The organism is Streptomyces sp. NPDC020958 (assembly GCF_055562175.1).
Window position 1 is genome coordinate 14,172 of record NZ_JBVHFU010000007.1, and the last position, 21,666, is coordinate 35,837.

General features: G+C 70.4%; 21 protein-coding genes. 10 read left to right on the plus strand and 11 right to left on the minus strand.

All coding sequences use genetic code 11. The annotated features are described in order from the left end of the window. Positions 1–89 precede the first annotated feature (89 nt). Positions 90–869: an IclR family transcriptional regulator gene (locus ACZ3KP_RS21530; protein WP_120049482.1), complete on the plus strand. Its 780-nt coding sequence runs from the start codon at positions 90–92 to the stop codon at positions 867–869. Between the two features lie 28 nt (positions 870–897). Here the strand turns inward: ACZ3KP_RS21530 and ACZ3KP_RS21535 are convergent, their stop codons facing one another. Together ACZ3KP_RS21535 and ACZ3KP_RS21540 are read right to left on the minus strand one after the other, a co-directional pair. After that, a complete protein-coding gene (locus tag ACZ3KP_RS21535) occupies positions 898–1,317 on the minus strand; it encodes a nuclear transport factor 2 family protein (RefSeq protein ID WP_450752311.1) in 420 nt (139 codons plus the stop codon). Positions 1,318–1,477: 160 nt separating this feature from the next. Then, complete coding sequence (locus tag ACZ3KP_RS21540) at positions 1,478–3,187, minus strand: MFS transporter (protein ID WP_120049484.1); 1,710 nt, start codon at positions 3,185–3,187, stop codon at positions 1,478–1,480. 360 nt (positions 3,188–3,547) lie between these two features. Here ACZ3KP_RS21540 and ACZ3KP_RS21545 point away from each other — a divergent pair, with 360 nt between their 5' ends. Together ACZ3KP_RS21545 and ACZ3KP_RS21550 are read left to right on the plus strand one after the other, a co-directional pair. Beyond that, positions 3,548–4,294 carry an SDR family NAD(P)-dependent oxidoreductase gene (locus ACZ3KP_RS21545; protein ID WP_120049485.1) on the plus strand — a complete coding sequence of 249 codons (747 nt, stop codon included), beginning with the start codon at positions 3,548–3,550 and terminating at the stop codon, positions 4,292–4,294. Positions 4,295–4,421: 127 nt separating this feature from the next. After that, the gene (locus tag ACZ3KP_RS21550; RefSeq protein WP_246090756.1) at positions 4,422–5,117 is read left to right on the plus strand and encodes a TetR/AcrR family transcriptional regulator; all 696 of its coding nucleotides are present in this window, start codon (positions 4,422–4,424) and stop codon (positions 5,115–5,117) included. A gap of 29 nt (positions 5,118–5,146) precedes the next feature. Here the strand turns inward: ACZ3KP_RS21550 and ACZ3KP_RS21555 are convergent, their stop codons facing one another. Genes ACZ3KP_RS21555 through ACZ3KP_RS21565 form a run of 3 tightly spaced genes read right to left on the minus strand, consistent with a single transcriptional unit; the run spans position 5,147 to position 7,846 of the window. Next, complete coding sequence (locus ACZ3KP_RS21555) at positions 5,147–5,575, minus strand: nuclear transport factor 2 family protein (RefSeq protein WP_120049487.1); 429 nt, start codon at positions 5,573–5,575, stop codon at positions 5,147–5,149. Beyond that, positions 5,572–6,540: a PDR/VanB family oxidoreductase gene (locus ACZ3KP_RS21560; RefSeq protein ID WP_467501293.1), complete on the minus strand. Its 969-nt coding sequence runs from the start codon at positions 6,538–6,540 to the stop codon at positions 5,572–5,574. The genes ACZ3KP_RS21555 and ACZ3KP_RS21560 overlap by 4 nt, the downstream gene beginning before the upstream one ends. 7 nt (positions 6,541–6,547) lie before the next feature. Continuing rightward, positions 6,548–7,846, minus strand: a complete 1,299-nt coding sequence (locus ACZ3KP_RS21565; protein WP_467501294.1) for a Rieske 2Fe-2S domain-containing protein — start codon at positions 7,844–7,846, stop codon at positions 6,548–6,550. Between the two features lie 459 nt (positions 7,847–8,305). Between ACZ3KP_RS21565 and ACZ3KP_RS21570 the strand changes: the two genes are divergently transcribed. Genes ACZ3KP_RS21570 through ACZ3KP_RS21590 form a run of 5 tightly spaced genes read left to right on the plus strand, consistent with a single transcriptional unit; the run spans position 8,306 to position 12,923 of the window. After that, positions 8,306–9,967, plus strand: coding sequence for a GMC family oxidoreductase (locus ACZ3KP_RS21570; RefSeq protein ID WP_467501295.1), 1,662 nt, complete (start codon positions 8,306–8,308; stop codon positions 9,965–9,967). After that, a complete protein-coding gene (locus ACZ3KP_RS21575) occupies positions 9,964–10,455 on the plus strand; it encodes a GlcG/HbpS family heme-binding protein (RefSeq protein WP_467501296.1) in 492 nt (163 codons plus the stop codon). The genes ACZ3KP_RS21570 and ACZ3KP_RS21575 overlap by 4 nt, the downstream gene beginning before the upstream one ends. Next, positions 10,452–11,528: an amidohydrolase family protein gene (locus tag ACZ3KP_RS21580; protein ID WP_467501297.1), complete on the plus strand. Its 1,077-nt coding sequence runs from the start codon at positions 10,452–10,454 to the stop codon at positions 11,526–11,528. The genes ACZ3KP_RS21575 and ACZ3KP_RS21580 overlap by 4 nt, the downstream gene beginning before the upstream one ends. Beyond that, positions 11,525–11,923 carry a metal-sulfur cluster assembly factor gene (locus tag ACZ3KP_RS21585; protein WP_359814620.1) on the plus strand — a complete coding sequence of 133 codons (399 nt, stop codon included), beginning with the start codon at positions 11,525–11,527 and terminating at the stop codon, positions 11,921–11,923. Before ACZ3KP_RS21580 ends, ACZ3KP_RS21585 begins: the two co-directional genes overlap by 4 nt. Then, positions 11,913–12,923: an alpha/beta hydrolase gene (locus tag ACZ3KP_RS21590; protein ID WP_246090760.1), complete on the plus strand. Its 1,011-nt coding sequence runs from the start codon at positions 11,913–11,915 to the stop codon at positions 12,921–12,923. The genes ACZ3KP_RS21585 and ACZ3KP_RS21590 overlap by 11 nt, the downstream gene beginning before the upstream one ends. Positions 12,924–13,239: 316 nt before the next feature. Here ACZ3KP_RS21590 and ACZ3KP_RS21595 read toward each other — a convergent pair whose 3' ends face one another. The 3 genes from ACZ3KP_RS21595 to ACZ3KP_RS21605 form a co-directional block, all read right to left on the minus strand. Then, positions 13,240–14,274, minus strand: coding sequence for an SMP-30/gluconolactonase/LRE family protein (locus ACZ3KP_RS21595; RefSeq protein WP_467501298.1), 1,035 nt, complete (start codon positions 14,272–14,274; stop codon positions 13,240–13,242). Between the two features lie 91 nt (positions 14,275–14,365). Then, on the minus strand, positions 14,366–14,806 hold the full coding sequence (locus ACZ3KP_RS21600) for a DUF6069 family protein (RefSeq protein ID WP_120049495.1): 441 nt from the start codon (positions 14,804–14,806) through the stop codon (positions 14,366–14,368). 63 nt (positions 14,807–14,869) lie between these two features. After that, a complete protein-coding gene (locus tag ACZ3KP_RS21605; RefSeq protein WP_162951928.1) occupies positions 14,870–15,478 on the minus strand; it encodes an NAD(P)-dependent oxidoreductase in 609 nt (202 codons plus the stop codon). Positions 15,479–15,625: 147 nt separating this feature from the next. Between ACZ3KP_RS21605 and ACZ3KP_RS21610 the strand changes: the two genes are divergently transcribed. Beyond that, on the plus strand, positions 15,626–16,135 hold the full coding sequence (locus tag ACZ3KP_RS21610) for a MarR family winged helix-turn-helix transcriptional regulator (RefSeq protein WP_467501299.1): 510 nt from the start codon (positions 15,626–15,628) through the stop codon (positions 16,133–16,135). A gap of 236 nt (positions 16,136–16,371) precedes the next feature. Here ACZ3KP_RS21610 and ACZ3KP_RS21615 read toward each other — a convergent pair whose 3' ends face one another. From ACZ3KP_RS21615 to ACZ3KP_RS21625, 3 genes are all read right to left on the minus strand, one after another. Beyond that, complete coding sequence (locus ACZ3KP_RS21615; protein WP_120049497.1) at positions 16,372–17,133, minus strand: aldolase/citrate lyase family protein; 762 nt, start codon at positions 17,131–17,133, stop codon at positions 16,372–16,374. Between the two features lie 95 nt (positions 17,134–17,228). After that, positions 17,229–17,969 carry a fumarylacetoacetate hydrolase family protein gene (locus ACZ3KP_RS21620; protein WP_246090764.1) on the minus strand — a complete coding sequence of 247 codons (741 nt, stop codon included), beginning with the start codon at positions 17,967–17,969 and terminating at the stop codon, positions 17,229–17,231. Between the two features lie 126 nt (positions 17,970–18,095). Next, positions 18,096–19,016, minus strand: coding sequence for a dioxygenase family protein (locus ACZ3KP_RS21625; protein ID WP_120049499.1), 921 nt, complete (start codon positions 19,014–19,016; stop codon positions 18,096–18,098). Positions 19,017–19,808: 792 nt separating this feature from the next. On the opposite strand from ACZ3KP_RS21625, the gene ACZ3KP_RS21630 reads away from it, so the two are divergent. Then, positions 19,809–21,632, plus strand: a complete 1,824-nt coding sequence (locus ACZ3KP_RS21630; RefSeq protein ID WP_467501300.1) for a PQQ-binding-like beta-propeller repeat protein — start codon at positions 19,809–19,811, stop codon at positions 21,630–21,632. Positions 21,633–21,666 lie beyond the last annotated feature (34 nt).

Sequence of the window (21,666 nt, forward strand, 5' to 3'; positions counted from 1 at the left end):
GGCACATCGCGCATTGTTAGAACAGAGTGGTTCATCCAACGAACATGCGAGGTAGGGTGGCCGAAGCCACTGACGATGGAGGAGAGGCCATGCCCCGCGCGCAAGAGCCAGGACGATCGGTCAGCTCTCGCCTCTGGGATCTGCTGTACTCCTTCGACACCGACCACACCGAGCTGAGCCTGGCCGACCTGGTCCGGCGTACCGGCATGCCGCACGCCACCGCCAGACGCCTCACGCTCGACCTTCTGGAGGCCGGCGCGCTGGAGCGCACCAGCGGCAACAGGTTCGCGATCGGTCTGCCGCTGTGGCGCCTCGGGACTCTCGCGCCGCGCGCCGAGACGCTGCGCAGCGCCGCGCAGCCGTTCGTGGAGGACCTGTACACCGCCCTTCGCCAGCATGTGCAGCTGGCCGTCCTCCAGGGCGACCAGGCCGTGATCATCGAGCGGCTGTCGGCGGTCAACGCCGTCGGTCTGACCTCGCAGGTCGGCGGCCTTCTGCCCTTGCACTGCTCAGGCGTCGGCAAAGTGCTGCTGAGCCACAGCAGCCCGGCCTTCATCGATGAGGTGCTGGCGGGAAGGCTGCAGCGTTTCACCCCCAGGACGATCGTGGACCCCGCCGAACTCCGTCGCGAACTGGCATCCTGCCGCGCGACCGGAACGGTGGTCGTCAAGGAAGAGCTGAGCGAAGGGGCCGAGTCGGTCGCGACGCGCATCGTCGACGGCAGCGGCAACGTCGTCGCGGCCATGTCCGTGGTGGTGGCCGCCGGATCGATCAAACTGCAGGCGGCCGTTCCCACACTGGTCGCGAGCGGACTGGGACTGTCCAGGAGCCTGGGCTGGAGGCCGGGCATTCCCGTTCGCGCCGCATGACCCCTCGCAGCGCGAGGGAACCGGCGCGTCATACCGGCGGCTGCCGCCGGGAGAGCTGCATGTGGCCCAGGCGCCACCCCTCGTCGGTCGAGAACCACACCCGGGTGGCCACGGCCTGCACCAGGAACGGCGGCAGGTCGGGCAGGCGCCGGATGCGCATCTTCTGGTAGCACGTGACGATCGCCCGCCCCCCTCGCTCCCGACACGTCACTTCGCTGGTCTCCGCCTCGAGGGTGGGTCCCATGGACGCGTTGTAGCTGAGGAAGCGCTCGCGGTCATGGACGTTCCCGACCGGCGCGTGCACGATCACGCAGTCCGGAAGCATGAGCCGGCGCTGCTCCTCGTCGCCGGCCGTGATCGCGACGAGCCATGCCGCCTCCGCCTGATCGACCGTGTCCGGCATGCGGATGCCGTTCACACTGGCCGGACCTGGGTGCGCGGTGGTCATTGTTCGACTCCTGTCCGAGTGCGTCTGCTGGTCGTGGTGCCTGGTACGCCGTGGCCCGCCGCGACTGCTCCCGAGGGAGATCGCGGCGGGCGCTGTGGTTGTTCTGTTGTCCTGGTCGGCCGGCTGCCTGTGTTCCGGCGCCGGCCCGTTCCTCAGAAGGTCAGCCGTCGAGGGTGTGCGGGTCGTCCTCGAGATGAGCCTGGACCGCGCCACCGCGCGCGCCGACGAGAGTGAGTGCCGCCGCCACGAGGGCGGCCACGCCACCGAGAACGTACGCGAGGGAGTAACTGCTGCTGAGGGCGTCGAAAGCGACGTGCTTGAGGGGGTTGAAGGGCACGACGTGGCCATCCGGCGTGGTGATGCTGGACGGCACCGAGTTGGCTCCGAGCGGGCCCGACTGCACGGCGTGCACCGCCGCCTCCAGCTGCGGTCTCTGCGCGGCGGGAGCATGGGCCGCCGAAGCCTGGAAGGCCTCGTAGGCGTTCCTCAGTTGAGGATCGCCGGACAGCTTGCGGGCGATCTCGTCGGCGGCCCGGCTCAGCGCGATGGCGCCGGCGATCGCGGGGCCGAGAGCGAACCCGAGATCCCGGAACGTGCTGGTGACCCCGCTCGCCATACCGGCGAGGTGGTTGGGAAGTGTGTTGACCGCGACCGCGCTGATGGAAGCGAAGGCGAGTGCCGAGCCGACGCCGGCGAGAATCAGCGGCCCGAAGATGGCGCTCAGCGCCCGGTTGCTCGTCGAAATGCCGGCGAACCACAGCCCGCTGGCGCCGATGAGGGTCAGGGCCCCGCAGAGAACCCACCGGGGGTTGAAGCGCTCGAGCAGCTTGGAGGTGAGGGGCAGCAGGACGAAGCCGATGCCTCCGAAGAAGAGGTAGGCGACGGAGCTCTGCAGGGGGCTGAATCCCTGGATGATGGTGAGGCGGATGCTGGTGCCGTACATGATCACGAGGAACGCGAACATACCGATCAGCGTGACCACCGAGTTCACGGCGAACGCCCGGTTCTTGAACACGCTCAGGAGAAGGAGCGGCTCGGCCGCACGGCTCTCGGCAAGGACGAACAGTACGAGGAGGACGGCCGCGACGATGAACGCGACGACGATCTGCGGGCTGCCCCAGCCGCTCTCGGAGCCCTGGATCACGGCGTACATCAGAGCGAACAGACCGAGCGTGGCGGTGATCTGACCCGGCCAGTCGATGGACCGGCCCTCGGGCGCGGAGGAGTTCTGGGCGAGGGCCAGCGACAGGACCACACTCGTCACGGCGATGACGAGGACGCCGACGAAGGCCCAGCGCCAGTTCGCGTTCCCGGCCCAGCCGAGATCGATCTTGGCGGCGATGCCGGCCAGCAGCGGGCCGAGGAAGCCGCCGACCGAGAGCGCGGTGGCCCAGACCGCGACGCCGCGCGCGCGGGCGGCGGTGGTGTGCGTGCCGGCCGCCACCATGGCGAGGCTCGTCGGGAAGATGGCCGCGGCCCCGATGCCGCTGAGGACCTGGGCAAGGATCAGCAACGTCACCCGGGTGTCGGGAGAGGATCCCGCGCCCGGTGTCAGGATCGCGAGAGTCGCGCCCACGGCGATGAGCGCGGCGCCCCCGACGAGCAGGCGCTTGCGGCCGAACAGGTCACCGAACACGCCGAAGCCCAGTCCCATGGCGGCGACCGGAAGCATGAAGGCTTCGGTGACCCACGTCAGTTGGGCCGAGGACGGTGCGAGATCCTGCTGGACCAGCCCGTTGATGAGCGAGGGGACGGAGAGGGCTATCTGCGCGAGGCACACGGCGAGCACCACCGCCGCCAGAGTGCCTGCTCTCAGGGTGTATCTGCCACCCTCTTCCTGTGCCGCACTGGGTGTGTCGGTCTGAACCATGGATGACTCCTCGCGCGCAGGGCGCAACTGTCGGAACCGGCGTCCGCTGCCGGATCTCGCTGTGGGTGTTCTTGTCGCGGTCATCCCGGCAACACGCTGCCGAACCGCCCTGAGGCCTTGCGGAGCGCCTCCGCGTGGCTCATCGACCAAAACTGAATTCGAACGGCTCTGATTCAGGACGCTCGTCCCGGTGGCCAACCAGCCGAGCAGCGACAAGGTAGGAACGACCCCCGTCGCACTCAATGGACATGTTCATTGGACGAACAGGCCGACCTTGGCCGCAGCCTCGACGCGCACAATCCCCAGGACGCTGTGTGTCGCTCCGCTTCCGTTCGAGCGCCGGCCAAGGAGAAATGAGCCATGACTGGAAGACTGGCGGGCAAGACCGCCGTCGTGACCGGGGGCAGTGCCGGAATCGGGCAGGAGATCGCTCGCAGACTCGCGTCGGAGGGCGCGGACATCGCGGTCGCGGACGTCGATCCGGCCGACGAGACGCGGGAACTCGTTGCGGCAACCGGTCAGCGGTTCCTCAGTGACGAGGTCGACATCTCCGACGAGGACGCGATCAACGAGTTTGCCGCTCGGGTGAGAAGTGAGCTCGGCGCCACCGACATCCTGGTGAACAACGCCGCCGTCGTCCTGCTGGCCGACATCGACCACGTCACCTACGACGACTGGCGCCGCACCTTCGCCGTCAACGTGGACGGCCCCTTCCTGACCTCCAGGGCGTTCCTGGCGGACCTGAAGAAGTCCGGGTCGGGACGAATCATCAACATCACGTCCTCGAGCTACTGGACTCCCCCGCCGCCCTTCGTCTCCTATGTCTCCGCCAAGGGCGCGCTGAACGGCCTCACCTCGGTGCTGGCCGCCAACCTCGCCGCTCATGACATCACCGTCAACGGCGTCGCGGCGAGTCTGGTGCGGACGGCCGCGGCCGCGGAGAAGACGAGCGAGCTCTTCTTCGAGCAGACCGTCCAGATCCAGAACATCAAACGTGTACAGATACCGGCCGATGTCTCGGGAGTCGTGGCCTTCCTCGCCTGCGACGACGCCGCGTTCGTCACCGGGCAGATCATCGTCGCGGACGGCGGCAGCACGCGCCGCTGAGACATCTCCTGCCCCGGTACCGGACGCGAAGCACCGGTGACCACCGGCGACGGGGGCTCCGGCCGCGAGCACCACGGGGCCGCAGGTAGTTGGCCCGTCCAACGAGAGCGCCGGTAAGGTCGGCCGTGTGACAGCGGAGGAAACGACGTCGGGAAAGCCGGAAGCACCGTCGGGCCGACAGCAGCGCCGCAGGGCCCCCAAGAATCCCGACCGCCAGCGGGACCCGGTGGGCACCCGGCGGGCCATCCTGTCCGCCGCCGCGACGGAGTTCGGCACCCATGGTTTCGACGGGGCCCGGGTCGTACGGATCGCCGAGGCGGCCGGCGTCAGCCATCAGCTGATCACCTACTACTTCGGGGGCAAACGCGGGCTGTACGAGGCACTGAGCGAGCAGTGGCTCGAGGAGTCCATGCGGGTCAGCCAGACCCACACCTTCGCGGAGGCCGTGCGGCGCTACGTCCACTGGGCACACGAGGACCCGGGGTGGGTGCACATGGTCACCCGCGAAGACCCCGGCACACGCCCGCCCGCCGAGGACGAGCGAGCCGCCGAGTTGTTCAAGCACGTCGAGGAACTCCGCGAACGGCAGGCGCGCGGTGAGTTCCGCAGTGACCTCGACGTGGGGGCCGTGGCCCTCGTCTTCTTCGCCGCCTCGATCGCTCCGGTGGCCATCCCGTGGATCGCTCGTGAACTCGTCCAGCAGGACCCTGCCTCACCGGAGTTCATCGACCACTACGCGAACCAGGTGGGTCAGATCATCTCCGCACTCGCCGAAGCGCCACAGGACGAAGGCCCGCCGGTGAACGGCGAGCCCCAGGACTGACGGCCACCGTCTTCACGGGGCCGGGATGCTCAGCCCGGCGGCAGCCGCCGGGCCAGTTGCAAATGCGCCAGCTGCCACCCGCCCTCCGGGGACCGCACCCAGACGCGTGTGACGGCGGCCTGTACGACGAACGGGGGCAGGTCGGGGACGTAGGCGACCCGCATCTCCTGCAGGCAGCTGACCACGGCCGTGGTGCCGAACCTCTGCACGGTCACGTCGAAGGTGTCCACCTGGCTGGTGCGGCCCATGCGCCTGGCGTACGCCAGCCAGTCGTCCGCGCCGTGGATGTGGCCGACGGCCGAGTGCACGATCACGCAGTCGGGACGCAGCAGGGCACGGATCGCCGGCTCCGGGTCCGGGAGCGTCTGCGCGGCGAGCCAGGCGGCCTCGGCGTCCTCAACAGTGGCCGGGACAGAGCGCGCGGTCTCCACTGTCGCGTGTGTCGGTGAGTCGATCACAGTTCGAGCTCCAGGATCGGGGATCTCGACCGGGACGAGCAGGGGGTGAACAGGCCCTCCGCGCGCTCCTCGTCGGTCAGGATGTCGTCTCGGTGATCGGGCTCACCGGCCCGCACCCGTACGATGCACTCGCCGCAGATGCCCTGCCCGCAGGAGTAGGGCGCCTCGACCCCGTTCGCCAGCAGGACGTCCAGGACGCTCTGGTCCTCGGGGACGGCATACTCCGCTCCCGTCGAGGACAGGCGCACGGTGAACCCGCCCACCTCTGTCCCGTCGGGTTCGGTGGCGGGTGGGGGCGCGGCGCTGAAACGCTCCTTGTGCAGGGCGGACGCGGGCCATCCCAGCTCGGCTGCCCGCCCCAGCGCGTAGTCCATGAACCCGCCGGGACCGCAGACGTAGACCGCGGTGTCGGGGGCGGGTGCCCCCACGTCGCGCCGCAGATCCAGGAGTTGCTCGGGTGCCTGGTCATCGAAGTGGAGGGTGACCCGCGGATGGTCCTCCAACTCGGCGAGGAAGGCGGCCTCGCTCCGGCTGCGGGCACAGTAGTGCAGGTGGTAGTCGCCCCCGGTGGTGTCGAGCATCTGGGCCATCGACAGCAGCGGGGTGATGCCGATGCCGCCCGCGAGGAGCAGGTGCCGGCGTGCGGACGTCAGACCGAAGCGGTTGCGCGGTGCGGCGATGCGCAGCGTGTCGCCCTCGGTGAGGGCGTGCATGGCGCGTGATCCGCCGCGCGAGGCGGCCTCGTCGAGGACCGCGATCCGGTACTGCTTGTGGAGGCCGGGAGGCCCGCACAGGGAGTACTGCCTGACCAGTGCCGCTTCACCGACCTCTACGTCGATGTGGGCGCCGGGTTCGTACTCCCACAGGTCGGCGCCGTCGGCGCGGGCGAGGTCGAAGACCGCGATTCTGGGCGTGGCGTCGTAGCGGGCGACGACGACCACGTCCGTCCAGGAGGTGGTGCTCACGCTTCGGTCACGCCCCCGCTGCCGTGGGCGCGGCCACCCGGTCGGTCTCCGCGGGTGCCTGGGGCCGGGTGACGAGGCCGGCCTCCACGTGGCGGACCGGCTCGCCGGGGGTGGCGACGCCGAGCGGGGTGCGTCCGGCCTCGACGTCGTCGATCATCGTGCGCAGCAGGCGCCGGAGCATGACGACGCCCTTGTCGGACGGAGCCAGGGTCTCCTCGGAGTGCTGGGTGATGGGGCCCTGCGACCACTGGGCCTCGTAGTCGCCGGGGAAGCGCTGCTTCTCCTCCTCGCTCAGCAGCCAGCCGTCCTTGCCGTTCTGCTTGATGCCGAACATGAAGGACGTGGCCCGCTCGGGATCGGCGGAGCGGACGGAGAAGACCAGCCGGTGGTGGGTGTCGTCGGCCGGGACCACCCAGATCAGCATGTCGCAGCGCACGTCGGGGGTCGAGCGGATGAAGTCGGGCAGGGCGATGATGTTGGGCAGCATGCACTCCACGGACCACTCCAGGTCCACGCTCGCGCCGTCGGCGCCCAGGTCGTCCTGGTAGCGCCAGATGTACTTCACGCCGTTGCCGGTGCGGAGGTAGGTGGTGCGCTCGGCGGCCGTGGAGGGGTCGTAGTAGTGCTCGGGGAAGCCGGTCGTGCCGGTGCCCTGGAACTGGAACCCGCTGTGGTTGGAGTGCAGCCACGCCGCGTGCACGGGGTCGACGGCGTTCTCGAACAGCTGGAGCCAGTTGTAGTCCTGCTCCAGACCGATCACCTCGGCGCCGGGCACCATCCAGCTGGTGTGGTAGCTCTCGCCCTCGCCCAGGGGTTCAAGGCTGTCATAGCGCGGCAGCGGGGGCTTGAGCTCGGGCGGGCCCATGTAGACGAAGACCAGGCCGTAGGCCTCCTCCACCGGGTACCAGGGCTGGCGGGCGAGGTCGCGGCGGCGGCCGCCGTCGAGTTCGCAGGCCTGTTCCAGGCAGTGGCCCTGCACGTCGAACTTCCAGCCGTGGTAGCAGCAGCGGATGCCGTCCTCCTCGATGCGGCCGTAGAAAAGGCTGCTGCCGCGGTGTGCGCACCGCTCGAAGACGACACCGGGGCGGCCCTGGCCGTCCCTGAAGACGATCAGGTTCTCACCCAGCATGCGGACACGGTGGGGAACGTCGCTGGTCAGGGCGGTGGAGCTGGCGATCGGCTGCCAGTGACGGCGCAGCGCCTCGCCCATCGGCGTGCCGGGGCCGACCTCGGTCAGACGGGCGTCGTGCGAGGAGGGCTTGCGCCCGTAGCCGGTTCCCGTGTCGGGCACGGTCGTGTCGGTCATGTGGATCCATCTCCTCGGCGTTGAGGCAGCGGGGACGCTTGTATGAGGGCCGTTCGAAGGCTCGGACAACCCGCGGTCGAGGCCGTTTCGTACGGTCGCGAGGCGTCGTCCCAGGTGCGTGCGGCGGCTCTTGCGGCACGCTCGGACGGGCGCGGCGAGCGGTTGGCGCCCACAGGGCGTTCATGCCGTTGTACGGGTCTGATGAAAAACTGTCAATGGCTCTGACCTCGTTTGATGAATTACTTGCAGACCTCTGTCGGATCGCCGGACGCCTTGTTACGGTGGTGCGGCACCGAGGTGACGAGCCGCTCGCGGACCGAGCCAGCACCTCGGGCCCACACCTGAGAACGTGCCGAGCCGGCGACCGCCTCCCCCGCGATTTTCCGCAGCTCCTTAAGCGTGCGTTCGTCCAGAGCCGAAGGAGAGCGAGATGTCCCGACCCCCCACCGGAGCCTCCGCATGAGCGCCGGGCGCGGCACCGAATACGACTACGTCGTCGTCGGCGCGGGGACGGCCGGGTGCGTCCTCGCCGCGCGCCTGTCCGCGGACCCCGGGACACGGGTACTGCTGATCGAGGCCGGCCCGTCCGCGGATCGCGGCCTGCTGGTGCGGCTGCCCCTCGGGGTCGGACTGCTGTCGAAACGCAAGGACATCAGCTGGGGTTACGAGTCGGAGCCCGAGCCGGGCCTGAACGGCCGGCGGATCCCCGTCCCGCGCGGCCGGCTGGTCGGCGGCACCGGATCGATCAACGGCTCGACCCATGTCCGCGCACACCGCCTCGACTACGACGACTGGGTCAAGTCCGGTGCGACCGGCTGGGGCTGGGACGACCTGCTGCCGTACTTCCGCCGCTCGGAGAGCAGCTGGCGCGGGGAGACCGAGCACCACGGCGGGTACGGGCCCGTCACCGTGTCGACCACTGTCCGGCGAGGTCCTTTCGGCCGGCGTCTGGACAGCGCCGCCCGATCGCTCGGCATCGAGTTCCCCGACGACACCCAGAGCGGGGATCCCACCGGAGCCGGGCAGAACGAGACCGCCATCCGCCGCGGCCGCCGCCACAGCACCGCCGCCGCCTACCTGCGCCCCGTCCTGCGGCAGCGGCCGAACCTCACCCTGCTCACCGGCGTGCTGGTGGACAAGGTCGTACTGGAGCGAGGGCGTGCGAGCGGTGTCCGCGTCGTCAAGGGCGGACGCAGTCGGGTGATCCGCGCCGCCCGTGAGGTGGTGCTGTGCGCCGGCACCTACAACTCACCGCAACTGCTGATGCGTTCGGGCATCGGTCCGGCGGACCAGCTGCGCGGGCTGGGTGTCGATACGGCGCTGGACCTTCCCGGGGTCGGCGCCAACCTGCAGGACCACCCGGCAGCGCCCGTGCTGTTCGACGTCAAGGACCCGGTGACCTTCCACGAGCACCTGCGTGCCGACCGGGCGGTCCTGGGCGCGGTCCGCTGGCTGCTGGCCGGGAGCGGCCCGCTGGCCGGAATGCCCGAGTTCCTGTCCGCCTACGTCCGAACCCGTCCCGACCTCGACCGTCCCGACGGGTTCCTCGGCATCCTGGGCGGTGGCTTCGACGCCCGGCCCTGGTTCCCCGGCATACGGCCGCTGAAGAACCGTCACTGCGTGGCCCTCAACGCCGTCGCGACCCCCCGCAGCCGCGGCGAGGTACGGCTGGGCTCAGCAGACCCGGCCGCCCCGCCGCGGATCACGTTCAACCTGCTCACCGAGCCGGAGGACGTCGCCGCGCTGCGGGAGACCGTGCGCACCACGCTGGCCGTCCTGCGCAGCCCCGAGGTCGCCCCGATGATCCGGGCGGAGCTCGCGCCGGGCCCCGACGTGCGCACCGACCAGGACTTCGAGCGCTACTTCCGGGAGACCGGCTACTCCGCCAACCACGCCTGCGGCACGTGCGCCATCGGCACCTCCGAGGCGGCCGTCGTCGACCCCGAGCTGCGGGTGCGCGGCGTCGACGGACTGCGCGTCGTCGACGCGTCGGTGCTGCCGAGCGTGCCCGGCGCGAACATCAACGCCACCGTCATCGCCGTCGCCGAGAAGGCGTCGGACCTGATCCGGGGAATCCCGGCGGCCTCCGGTGCCGCGCTTCAGGAGAGGAGCGCGGAATGAGGGAAGCCCTGTCGTACACCGTCGCTCACGGGGCGGCCGAGGCCGCGCTGGAGGCGGCCCGGGCCGAGGGCGCGCGCGTCTGCGTGGCGGTCGTCAACCGCAGCGGCGTCATCAAGGTGCTGCTCAGCGACGACGCAGTGGGGCGCATCGGGATCGAGACCGCGCGCCGCAAGGCCTACACCGCCGCCGTCACCGGCCTGCCGACCTCGAAGTTCGCCGCTCTCGCCGCGTCCCCCGCGATGGCGCACGCGCCCGTGCACCTGGTCGACGCCGAGCTCCTGCCGGTGCCGGGCGGTGTGCCCATCACCGTGGACGACGGCGAGGTCATCGGCGCCGTCGGCGTCGGCGGTGCCGACGCCGAGACCGACGAACGACTCGCCTGCCGCGCCCTGGAGGGCCTGGGGAACCTGCTCGGCCAAGCGGCCGTGCTCCCCGCTGCACCCACAACTCCCGGGATGTCCCCGGCACGTGAAGGAGAACGACCGTGATCGATGACTTCCTCGTCGTCGAGGGCGTGGCCCACAACTACAATTTCCGGCCCGAGAACTGCGTCAACCCGCACAGCGGGGCGGCCATCGGCGAACACCTCTACGGCCTGCACAAGCGGGTCAGCGGCCCCGCGTACACCCTGGAGCGCTCCACCTACATGCAGGGTGCGGGCGCGGACATCATCGGCCGGGCCCTGCTCGCGGAGAGCCAGACCGATGTGATCGCGTACCACGAGACGCCTATCTACGGCCACTTCCGGGACGGGGGCTCGGCGCTGGGCGTCGGGCTGGAGATGCGCGAGAAGTGGCCCGAGCGCGTGCTGATCTACGGCGCGGTGTCCCCGCTGCGCCCCGGCGCCCTGGACCGGGTGGACGAGCTGGTGGAGAAGCACCGGGTCAACGCGCTCAAGCTCTATCCGATCGATGTCGTCGAGGGCCGGGTGACCGCGCTGGACATGGGTGACCCGGAGATCTGTTTCCCGCTGTTCGAGCGGGCCCGGCAGCACGGCCTGAAGGTCGTGGCCATCCACAAGGCGCTCCCGGTGGGGCCGGGGCCGACCTCCGCCCTCGGGATGGGCGACGTCGAGGCAGCCGCGCTGGCCTTCCCCGACCTCACCTTCGAGGTCGTCCACGGCGGCATGGCCTTCGTCGAGGAGACGGCCCTCCAGCTGGAGTCCTTCCGCAACGTATGGGTCAACCTGGAGGCCACGTCCTTCATGGCGGTCTACGCACCCCGCCGCTTCGCCCAGGCGTTGGGCGCCTTCCTGCAGGCCGGTGCCGCCGAACGGATCATCTGGGCGACCGGCTGCGACGCGGTCCACCCCCGGCCGGCGATCGAGGCGTTCTGGAACTTCGAGATGCCCCGTGACCTGATCGAGGAGTACGGGCTGCCCGACCTCACCAACGAGATCAAGGCCGACATCCTCGGCCGCAACTTCCTGCGAATGCACGGCATCGACGAGAACAACCTCCGCGAGCGCATCCGCGGCGACGAGTTCGACACCACCGAACTCAAAGAGCCCTGGGGCGGACGGGTCGCCCCGGCCGACGACGCCCTGGCCGGTGCCCGATGACAGTCACGGAAACCCAGGTCCGCGCGGCACTCAACGAGATACTCGATCCGTGCAGCATCACCGCGGGAGTCCCCGCCGGCCTCGACGACATGGGACTCGTCGGTGATATTCACGTGCAGGACGACGGCACCGGCGGTCAGCGCGTCGCGGTCACCGTCGGCGTGACCGAGCCGAGCTGTGTGCTCATCGGCTCCTTCGCGGCCGAGGCCCAGGTCCGGCTCACGGCTCTGACCGGTGTGTCCGCGGTGGACGTGCGGCTTGCGGACGACTTCGACTGGACCCCGGAGAAGCTCGCACCGCACTACCGGCAACGGCTCGACGAACACCGCGAACACAAGCGCCGTACCCTCCCCCTCCTCGCCGTGACCAGGACAGGACGAGCCGGTGACCAGTGAGACCCCGCAGCAGTCGCTCGCCCTTGACCTGACGGCCGTGTCGGCGAACAACGCCGCGGTCATGGGCCGCTTCATGGAAGGGCTCAGCCGGGCACCGCTCCCGCCCGAGAGGGTCGACCCGACTCCCGTCCGGGTGGTGCGCGACATCGCATACGGCTCGGCACCGGGCGCGGACCTACGGATGGATCTGTATCTCCCGCCGTCCACGACGGCCCCCACTCCCCTGATCGTGTGGCTGGCGGGCGGCGGCTGGCGCCACCAACGCCGCGGCTACGGGCCCCGCTTGCCCCGGCTCTTCGCCGAACGCGGATACGCCATGGCGGACATCGAGTACCGCTCCTCCCAGGCCGCCCTCTGGCCCGCGCAACTGCACGACGTCCAGGCCGCGTTGCGCCACCTGCACGACCTCTCGGACACGCACGGCCTGGACCCGGCGTCGGTCGGCCTGTGGGGCAGTTCGTCCGGCGCCCACCTCGCGCTGCTCGCGGCCTTCGCCACCGACACCGACGGCTCCCCCGCGGCGTCCGGCGTAGGCGCGGTGGTGGCGGGCTATCCCCCGACCGACCTGCTCCGTCTCGATGAGGACGCGCTACCCGGCGGGATGCTGGGCGTGGACGCCTCCGATCCGGCCTGGGGTCTGCTGGGTGGCCCTCCCTCGGACAGGGCCGCCGCCGCGGTCGAGGCCAGCCCGGCCCGGCAGGTCCACGCGCGGGTGCCACCCGTGCTCCTGCTGCACGGCGACGCCGACCTCCTCATCGGCCCGGCACAGAGCCGCCGCCTCCACAACGCCCTGGCCGCCGCGGGCGCCGAGTCCCACCTGCTGCTGGTGCACGGCGCCGACCACGGCCTGCTCAACACCGGCGGCTGGGAACTGAACCCCATGACGGCCACCCTGCTCTCCTCCCGCACTGCGGACACCGAGCACTCCGTGCGGCTGACCCCCGCGCTGATCGAGCGCTTCTTCGACCGCCATCTGCGAACCGATCCCTGGAACGCCTGAGACACCAGCTGCGCTACTACGGCATCGGCAGCGCCCTGTCCCGGCTCGCGCCGACCGCCGCCGGAATCTCCGGGGGCCGTCACGTGTGGGAGTACCCGGAAAGTCCGGCGCAGCAGCGGAGACCTTCGTGAAGCGGTGCCCCTGCCGGGCCGATTCATCGCAGCCTTCCCGTTCCGGACCGGCCAGAGGGCGCGCGACAGGCCCGCCGGCCGGGTGACTTCGGAGGGTCTCACCTCGGCGGCGGATGACAGCGGTGACGGCGTCCACCGAGTTGACAGTGAACGCCGTCACTAACACGCCGCCAGCGGTGGCGTGTTCAGGCGGCCGGACCGCAGTTCAGGGCGGCGGGGTTGATCGTTCCGCGCTGCACTTTCGCGTCGTGGGGCTCGGCGAAACCGGCGTCGGTGATGTAGATCCGGTCTCCGCGTAGCGCGATGGAGGTGGGTGAGGCGAGGCCGTCCGAGGCGGTCAGGACGGTTTCCTTGGTCCCGTCGGGATGGACGACCGCGACCTGGTTGAGGCCGTTCTGTGCGGCGAACACCACGTCGGAGCGGTCGTTGAGGAAGGTGAAGTCGTCGACGCTGGTGAGGCCGCCGGTCACGGTGTGGATGCGGCCGGGGGCGCCGGCGGCGGTGACCGGGATCCGCAGCAGAGTGCCGTGCGCGCTGTTGGAGACCCAGACGGCGCCCCGGTGGAAGCGGAGCCCGTTCGCGCCGAACGGAACGGACGGGTCGGGCGCAAGGGCGGGATCGGTCAGCCAGGCGGTCGCCTTCCCGCCGGAGGCCGGGACGGCCCATACGGTGCCCTTGCTGCTGTCGGCCACGTACAGGGTGCGCCCGGCGGGGTCGAGGGCCAGGCCGTTGGCGAGTCCGTCGGTGGGCAGGGCGGCTATGCGGCGCGGGGTGCCACCCGGGGGCAGCTTCCACACACCGGCCCGGGAGTCGTCGTCAGAGGCGACGTTGTAGTAGGTGGTGCCGTCGCGGCCGCGCGTGATGCCGCTGAACGCGTCGCCCGGTTGCCCGGCCACGAGCACCGTGCTGTGCCCGGACGGGTCGATCCGCAACAGTGCCGGGCGCTCGCCCGCCGCGGTGTGCCCGCCCAGCGTGGAGACGGTCAGCGAGTTGTCCGGGCCGACAGTGATGTTCTCCGGGGATTCGCCGGCGGTGAAGTCCAGTGCGGCGAGCGTTCTCACGTCGGTGACGACCGGCTTGGAGGACGCCTGTTGTGTCGCCGCGGAGGCATACGGTGCCGAGGCGAGGACGGCCGCCGCGGCGATCACCGCCACACGCGTGGAGCGCTTCTTCAGGTGGGTTGCGGCGGAGGCCGTGGTGGAGTTTTCCATGGAGGTCATCGCACTTTTCTCGAAAGGGTGCAGCTGCGGCTGCGCGGAAAGTGGGACATGAAGGGGTGAAGCCGCGCCCGTCCGGGCGGGACGCATGAGGTCAGTCCTGGGCGGCGGGGAGAGGGAGAAGGGGGTGGTACGCGGGGACGGCGACGGCGGCGACCACGACGTGCATGACCATCAGGGCGACGACGGCACCCCAGCTGGTGCCGGGCCTGCTGTCGGAGACGCCGACCATGATGTCCGGGATCAGGCTGAGGATGACGACGACGACCACGAGGATGCGCAGCAGCCGGGAGGGGCGTGCCGAGCGGGCGCGGACGATCGCCCAGCCGACGGCGCCGGCCAGGACGCCGATGACGGTGAGGGGCGCGTAGGCGGAGAGCTGCAGGGGTTGGAAATCGTGGGAGGCACCCGCAGCGTGGGCTATCGCGGCGACGATGGCGTTGAGGGCGACGGCGACGACAGCGGTGCCGATCAGGCCGCCGGCGACGACGAGGCCGCCGGGGCGGGCCGGGCGGGTAGCGAGCTGTCCACTCATGATGTTTCTCCGGATCGGGTGAGGGCGGTGCAGGGCGTGGGTCGGTTCAGGCTGCGGCTGTGGTCAGCCGGCGATGACGACAGAGCGGCGGCTGGTGGTGGGGTTGGTGAGGGCGGTGAGCATCCAGGCGGCGACGTCGGCGCGGCTGATGGTGTCGGCCATGCGCAAGGTAGCCGACTCGGGCAGTTGCTCGGTGGTGCCGGTGGCGGGGCCGTTGGTGAGGCGGACTGCATGGACGAGCGTGTAGTCGAGATCGCTGGCGCGCAGCGAGTCCTCCGCGGCGGCCTTGTCCTTGACCATGGCGGCCATGGCGGTGCCGGCCATGAGCTTGGCGGGTGCACTCAGGCGCTCGCGCAGCACGGCGAAGGAGGACAGCTCCACGAACCGGCTGACACCGGTGGTGGCGGCACCGGAGATGACGGCCCGCGTGGCGTCGGTGATGACGGTTCCGCCGGTGGCGCCGAGCGTGCTGATCACCGCGCCGACGCCCGTCATGGCCTGCGTGACGTCACCGGGGTCGGTGGCCTGACCGGCGACGACGTCGAGGCCGGGCCGCGCATTCAGCTTGCCGGGTGAGCGGACGAGCGCCCGCACGGTGTGGCCCGCGGCCAGTGCCTGGTCGACGACGAGGCGTCCGGTAGCACCGGTGGCGCCGAGTACGAGCAGCTTCACAGAGGGACTCCTCAAGGTTGCGACGCTGCTCGGAACCCCGGGCAGTCACTTCAAGATTTAAGTCAAAAGTAGCGGCAATGACTTCAACCTTCAAGTGATCGCGGGGCGGGTTCACTTCAAGCATGAAGCGTCGGTACAGTGGAGGGCATGACGAACACCCCGGCCGACGAGGCGCCCCGCTGGCTTGACGAGGAGGAGCGTCGCGCCTGGCTCGGCCTGATCGGCATCATGCGACGCCTGGAACAGGCACTCGACACGCAACTGCGCGGCGAAGGGCTGACGCACTTCGAGTACGGGGTGATGGCGGCGCTGTCGGAGTCTCCGCAGCGTGAACTGCGCATGAGCGCGCTCGCCGCGTACGCCGAGGGCTCCCTCTCCCGTCTGTCCCAGGTCGTGGCACGCCTCGAACGCAAGGGCTACGTCCACCGCCGCCCCGATCCGGCCGACGGCCGCTACACCCTGGCCACCCTGACCGACGAGGGGTACGCCAAGATCGTCAGCGCTGCTCCGGGCCACGTGGCGGAAGTGCGCCGGCTGGTGTTCGACCCCTTGACCAAAGCGCAGGTCAGGCAGCTCGGCCACATCGGCCAGCGCATCCTGCACACCATCGCCCCCGACCACGGCGACGGCGTCCACCGCACAGACCCCTCACGCTGACCGGACGTTCATCCACAGACGGCGGCCGCCCAGGAAATCCTGCACGCCGACCCATGACCCCGGGTCATCGAGCAGTCGGGCATCCAGCGCGAAGGCACCCGCGAGACCTCGTGAACATCGCGCCCTGGACGGCACGTCCCAGGCATCCCAGGACGGGGCACGCTCCGCGGAACGCTCCGCCCGGACGGCCGGCCGTTCTCCGTCACGCGCATGCGCCCCGGGCGCGACGCGGCACTTCACACCAGATCCTGGTTCGCGGCGACCGGCGCAGCTGTCGCCGTGACCTGTTGTGTGAAACTCCGGGCGACGGCGTCGGCACCGCGCGCCAGCAGGCCTACGTCCACACCGACGGCGGTGAACGTGGTCCCGAGGTCGATGCACCGGCGCGCGAACGTGGGGTCGGTCGTCAGCACGCCGGCCGGTCTGCGAGCCGCACGTACCCGCCCGATCGCCTCCTCCACCGCCGAGATGACCGCCGGAGCGTTCAGGTCCCCGGGGTGGCCGAGGCTGGCGGCCAGGTCGCCGGGGCCGATGAAGATGCCGTCCACGCCGTCGACGGACGCGATCTGCTCGATCTCTCTCAGAGCGTGGTGCGACTCGACCTGGACGAGCACGCACAGTTCGCTGTGGGCGCGCGTGGCGTAGTCCTTGACCCGGCCGAACCGGGTGGCCCTGGTCAAGCCGGCCACGCCACGGACGCCCGCGGGGGCGTAACGGGTGGCGGCGACCGCGGCGCGCGCTTCCTCGGCCGACTCCACCTGGGGAATCAGCAACGACTGCGCGCCGACGTCCAGGAGCCGCTTGATCAGGACGGGATCGTTGACCGCAGGACGCACCACGGGTGAGCAGGGGTAGGGGGCGACCGCCTGGAGCTGTGCGAGCACGGTCGCGACATCGGCGTGCGAGTGTTCGGTGTCGAGAAGCAGCCAGTCGAAGCCGGCACCGGCGACGATCTCGGCCGGGTAGGCATCGGCCAGCGAGCACCACAGGCCGATCATCTGCTCGCCTCGGGCAAGCCCCGCTTTGAATACGTTCGGCGGCAGGGGCCACTGGCCCGGTGCGGGCCGCGACGTGCCGATCGGGTGGTGCACGGTCACCGGAACGACACCCCGATCGAGCCCAACGGGCCGAAGTCGGCGTGGATGACGGTGTTCGCTTCGACCGGGACGGGCCGGGTGAACGAGCCCGACAGCAACAGCTGACCGGCTTGGAGGTGCTCGCCGACCGCGGCGAGCTTGTTCCCGAGCCAGGCGATGCCTGCCGCCGGGTGTCCCATGACGGCGGCCGAGACGCCGGACTCCTCGATCACCCCGTTCTTCGCCAACGTCGCGGCCACCCAGCGCACATCGACGTCCATCGGGCGCACAACCCGGCCGCCGACGACCATCGCCGCGGCGGCGGCGTTGTCCGCGATGGTGTCGGTGATCGCGCGGGGCACCTCGGTGCGGTAGTCGATGACCTCCAGTGCGGGAACGACGTACTCCGTCGCCCGCAGGACGTCGTGGACGCGCAGGTTCGGCCCATGCAGGTCGGCGCCGAGCACGAACGCCAGCTCGACCTCCAGTCGGGGCTTCATGTAGCGGCTCGCGTCGAGACAGGCGCCGTCGTTGACGAGCATGTCGTCGGTGAGAAAGCCGTAGTCGGGCTCCGTCATCTGCGAGGCCATCTGCATGGCGCGGGACGTCAGTCCGATCTTGTGCCCGACGAGCCGTGCACCGGCCGCCACCCGCTCCGCCGCCCAGAGCTGCTGGATGGCGTAGGCGTCGGCGATCTCCAGATCGGGGTAAGTCCGGCTGAGCTGGGTGATCGGCTGACGCTCACCGTCTGCCCGCATGAGAGCAACTGCGGCCGCGCGACGTTCTGCTTCGGTGATCAACGGGGTTCCTCTCGGGGTACGGAGTGCAGTCGCACGGCGTACGGCGGCACAGCGCCGCCCCCGCCCGGCGACGGCGCAGTCGGGTCACACGTCGTCCGGCGTGGTGCCGCGCTTGCCCGACACGGGCGGGGTCGGCAGCCATGCCTCACCCGGCTCGACGACGAAAGTGAACTCGAGGCTGTACCAGGGCTCGGTCACGTCAGTGCCGGGCGCTGGCTCGTTCTCGTGGCGCACGTACGTGCCGACCAGGCTCTGTACGACGCCGAACTGCGCGTCGGTCTCCAGGATCGGGTCGTCGTGGCTGTAGAGCTGGGACGCGATCGTCTTGTAACCGGGCTTGTGGATCAGCGCATGGAGATGCGCCGGCCGGAAGGGATGGCGTTCCAGCGCGGTCAGGAGATCTCCCACCGGCCCGTCGATCGGTATCGGATAACCGGAAGGCTTGATACTGCGGAAGGCGAACACGCCTTCCTCATCGCTGAAGAACTTGCCGCGCAGGTTCCACTCGGCCTGCCCGGGATCCTGGTTCTCATAGAGACCTGCCGGTGACGCGTGCCAGACGTCGACTTCCGCGCCGGCGACCGGCGTTCCATCGGTGTCGACGATCCGGCCGGTGAAGAACAGCGGCGGCCCCTCGGTCGGCGAGCGGACGATCGACTCGCCGTTCTTCATCACCGGGCTGCCCTGGCGCCAGAACGGACCGAGCAGGTTCGCCGAGGTCGGCTCGTCCTCGCTGCCGTTGTTCATCAGGGCGACCAGCGTCGACAGGCCCAGCGAGCCCGCCATCAGCCTCACCTCGTTGTGGCTGGGCGTGGTGAGTTGGCCAAGCCTGGTCACGATGTTGATGGAGGTGTCGAACTCCTTCTCCGTCAGCCGCACTTCGCGAGCGAAATCGTGCAGGTGGCGCACCAGTGCCTGGACGATCTCCTTGACTCGCGGGTCGCCGGCCCGCTCCGTCTCGGCAAGTACCGCGGCAGTGAGCTGCTCTTCGTCCTGGATGATCACGTCGGCATCCCCTTGAGACGGTCGGCCGCTGACCCGTGGCCGACACTGCGACGCAAGTATCGGAAGGCCGTTCGGCCCGCACAACGACAGTGTTCATCCAGTGAACAATGAGGAGCCGCAGCCCGAATGAACTCCGGACACACGTTCGGACAGGCCAAAGGGATCGGTCTCTTCGAGGAGGTCGATGTCGCCGGCCGTCGCTCATTCCGCCCTTTCGCGCTTCACGCTGTCTGCCCGCTCCGCCGCCGCTAGGGGGTCGTCCGGCGGCCCCACGGCGCGGCGTCCGTACCCCTGCGGGCCGGTGGAGAAGCGGAAGCACCAGCCGAGCCGCCGGTATCGGCGGGCGCCCGAGCCCCGGCCAGGGGCCGTCGGTACCAAAGAGCCGGTAACCGACTGTGCGATGGCGCGTTGCCCAGAGGGGGCAGTGCGCCCAAGGCGCGACACTCCGATGGACTCACGCACCGGGGCGCGTGCGCGCGTGTTGGGTCACTCCCCCTTGGCCGGCCCGGCGTGCGCCGGCTGTCACGGATCACCCTGGGGAGGGACGTGTCCTACCGTCGCAGTATCGGCGCTCCGGCCGCGTTGCCCGTTCAGCGCGGCGCATTGCAGCAGGACGGTTCGCCGGGTCCGGCCGGCGCCAGCCCCTACTCCACCGGGGGTGGCGGGACCATCCTGGAGCAGCGCTATGGAGCGGTGCTGTTGTCACATCTGCTGACCGGGACGCCGGTGCCTGGCCTGGGGGACGCCGTGACACCGGTCCGGATCCGTTTTCAGGCGCGTTCCGTCAGCCGTGTGGACGACATCGTTGTGGTCGGAACGGCACCCAACAAGACAGAAGTTGTGCTGTCCATCGGGGTGCGCAGAAAGCCGAAGCTGGTACCGAGCGAGGCGGACTCCGTCAAGCTCATCGCCGACTTCCTGCACGTCGCGTGTACCAGGCGGGCGCTGGTGGACAGCGGCCGCTGGAAGCTCGCTCTGGCCGTGGTGCCCTCCTGTGTTCCCGCTCAGCAGCTCAAGGCGTTGGCCGAGATGGCTTCGGCCTCAGGCAGCTGGACGGAGTTTCAGGACCGGCTGCGCCGTCCGGGGAGCTTGCAGGCAGCGGTGCGCAACCGGCTGACCCAGCTGGAGGCGATCGTCGCCTCCCTGATCCCCGAGTGGTCGGCGCAGGCGGCGCGGGAGACCTGGCGGCTGCTGTCGGTCCTGCGTCTGACCGAGATGCGCCTGGAAGGCGCCGACTGCACGGACCGGACCTACAGTGTCGAACGCCTGCGGGACGTGACGCCGCAGCGCAGCAACGACGCGGCGCACGCCCTGTTCGCCCATCTCGCGGAGCAAGTGGGCGCCTATGCTCCCGGCGGCGCGGTGGTGGATCTGTCCCGGCTGCACGCTGACCTCCAGGGACTGGACTGCTTCGCCCCGGCGTACCTGCCCTCCCCCGCCGCTGCTGCGCCCGCCCGGCCAGCGACGCGAACGTCACGGCCGAGCCGGCGCCCTGCACGCGCCAAGCTGCGGTGGAAGGCACGTCTGCTGTCCGGGACGGCCCACCAGCCCCAAGTGGACGACGGCACCGTGGTGGTGGTCGACGGCTGCTGGACGCTCGCCTTCGATGTCGACTCCGGCGACCAACGCTGGGGCAAGAAGGGCGGCGGCGGGCACAGAGCGGTGGTCGCCGGTAGGGCGTGCTTCGCCTCCGACCCTCTGGGCCATGCCCGGGCCCGGGATCTGCACACCGGTCAGCGCAGCGCGCCGCTACGCCTGCGCATGCAGGACGGCCTGGCCGCGGTGTCGGACGGGGTGCTGTTCGCCGCGCACCCCGCGACGGGGCTGAGCGCCTACGACGTCGCCTCCAAGGCGGTGCTGTGGTCGTACGCCGGGAACCGCCTGCAGGTCGCGGCAGCGCCCCAAGCTCATGGCGGCACGGTGTTCGCGCTGCTGCAGGCCCCGTCGGCAGCCGCGGGCGAGCAGCAGGTTCTTGCTGCCTTCGAGGCAAGGAGCGGGCGTACGGTGTGGTGCTGGCCAAGCGGCTCGTGCGCCATCGCGCACTGGAGTGCCGGCGACCAGGTCCTCACCGCCGTTGTCGACACACCGGATCACAAGCGGGAGATCGTCGCCCTGGACCGCATCAGCGGAGGGCTGCTGTGGCGCCACGAACTGACCGGCGAAGCGGCAACAGCACCGGTGCATGCGGGTACGGCGGTTCATCTGACAACCCGGTGCGGCCGAGCGCTGGCCTGGGATGCAGAGGGTGGACGCCTGCGGTGGGACGTTCAGGCCTCCCGGAGCATCACTACGGCTCCCCTGGTCACCGACGACGGCGTCTGTATCGCTTCTTTCGCCCCGGGGCGGCTGGTGGTCCTCGATCCCTCCTCGGGTGGCGAGTTGTGGCGCAAGAGCGTGAGCGGCGCCTTCACCGCCGCGCCGTTCGTGGCGGGCGATCGCATCTGGGCGGCTGACCGTACCGGAGTCCTGCACAGCTGGGACCCGGGCACCCGCCGAACCCTGGCACAGCAGTTGGAGCGGTGGAGCGAAGAGGGCGGCGGGCAGCCGGCCGTCGAGGGCCACACGATGTTCGTCTCCACCTGCAGCGGCTGGCTCCAGGCGTGGGAACTGCCCTGAAGGCTACAGGCCGCGTCGTCGGCAACCGCATCCC

Excerpts from the sequence above, each read along its gene's own strand:
- ACZ3KP_RS21585 (WP_359814620.1), top strand. The coding sequence starts at position 11,525 with ATGACAGTCACGGAAACCCAGGTCCGCGCGGCACTCAACGAGATACTC.
- ACZ3KP_RS21620 (WP_246090764.1), bottom strand. The coding sequence starts at position 17,969 with ATGCGGGCAGACGGTGAGCGTCAGCCGATCACCCAGCTCAGCCGGACT.
- ACZ3KP_RS21540 (WP_120049484.1), bottom strand. The coding sequence starts at position 3,187 with ATGGTTCAGACCGACACACCCAGTGCGGCACAGGAAGAGGGTGGCAGA.
- ACZ3KP_RS21575 (WP_467501296.1), top strand. The coding sequence starts at position 9,964 with ATGAGGGAAGCCCTGTCGTACACCGTCGCTCACGGGGCGGCCGAGGCC.
- ACZ3KP_RS21600 (WP_120049495.1), bottom strand. The coding sequence starts at position 14,806 with ATGAGTGGACAGCTCGCTACCCGCCCGGCCCGCCCCGGCGGCCTCGTC.
- ACZ3KP_RS21565 (WP_467501294.1), bottom strand. The coding sequence starts at position 7,846 with ATGACCGACACGACCGTGCCCGACACGGGAACCGGCTACGGGCGCAAG.
- ACZ3KP_RS21610 (WP_467501299.1), top strand. The coding sequence starts at position 15,626 with ATGACGAACACCCCGGCCGACGAGGCGCCCCGCTGGCTTGACGAGGAG.
- ACZ3KP_RS21595 (WP_467501298.1), bottom strand. The coding sequence starts at position 14,274 with ATGACCTCCATGGAAAACTCCACCACGGCCTCCGCCGCAACCCACCTG.
- ACZ3KP_RS21570 (WP_467501295.1), top strand. The coding sequence starts at position 8,306 with ATGAGCGCCGGGCGCGGCACCGAATACGACTACGTCGTCGTCGGCGCG.
- ACZ3KP_RS21545 (WP_120049485.1), top strand. The coding sequence starts at position 3,548 with ATGACTGGAAGACTGGCGGGCAAGACCGCCGTCGTGACCGGGGGCAGT.
- ACZ3KP_RS21535 (WP_450752311.1), bottom strand. The coding sequence starts at position 1,317 with ATGACCACCGCGCACCCAGGTCCGGCCAGTGTGAACGGCATCCGCATG.
- ACZ3KP_RS21530 (WP_120049482.1), top strand. The coding sequence starts at position 90 with ATGCCCCGCGCGCAAGAGCCAGGACGATCGGTCAGCTCTCGCCTCTGG.
- ACZ3KP_RS21615 (WP_120049497.1), bottom strand. The coding sequence starts at position 17,133 with ATGATCGGCCTGTGGTGCTCGCTGGCCGATGCCTACCCGGCCGAGATC.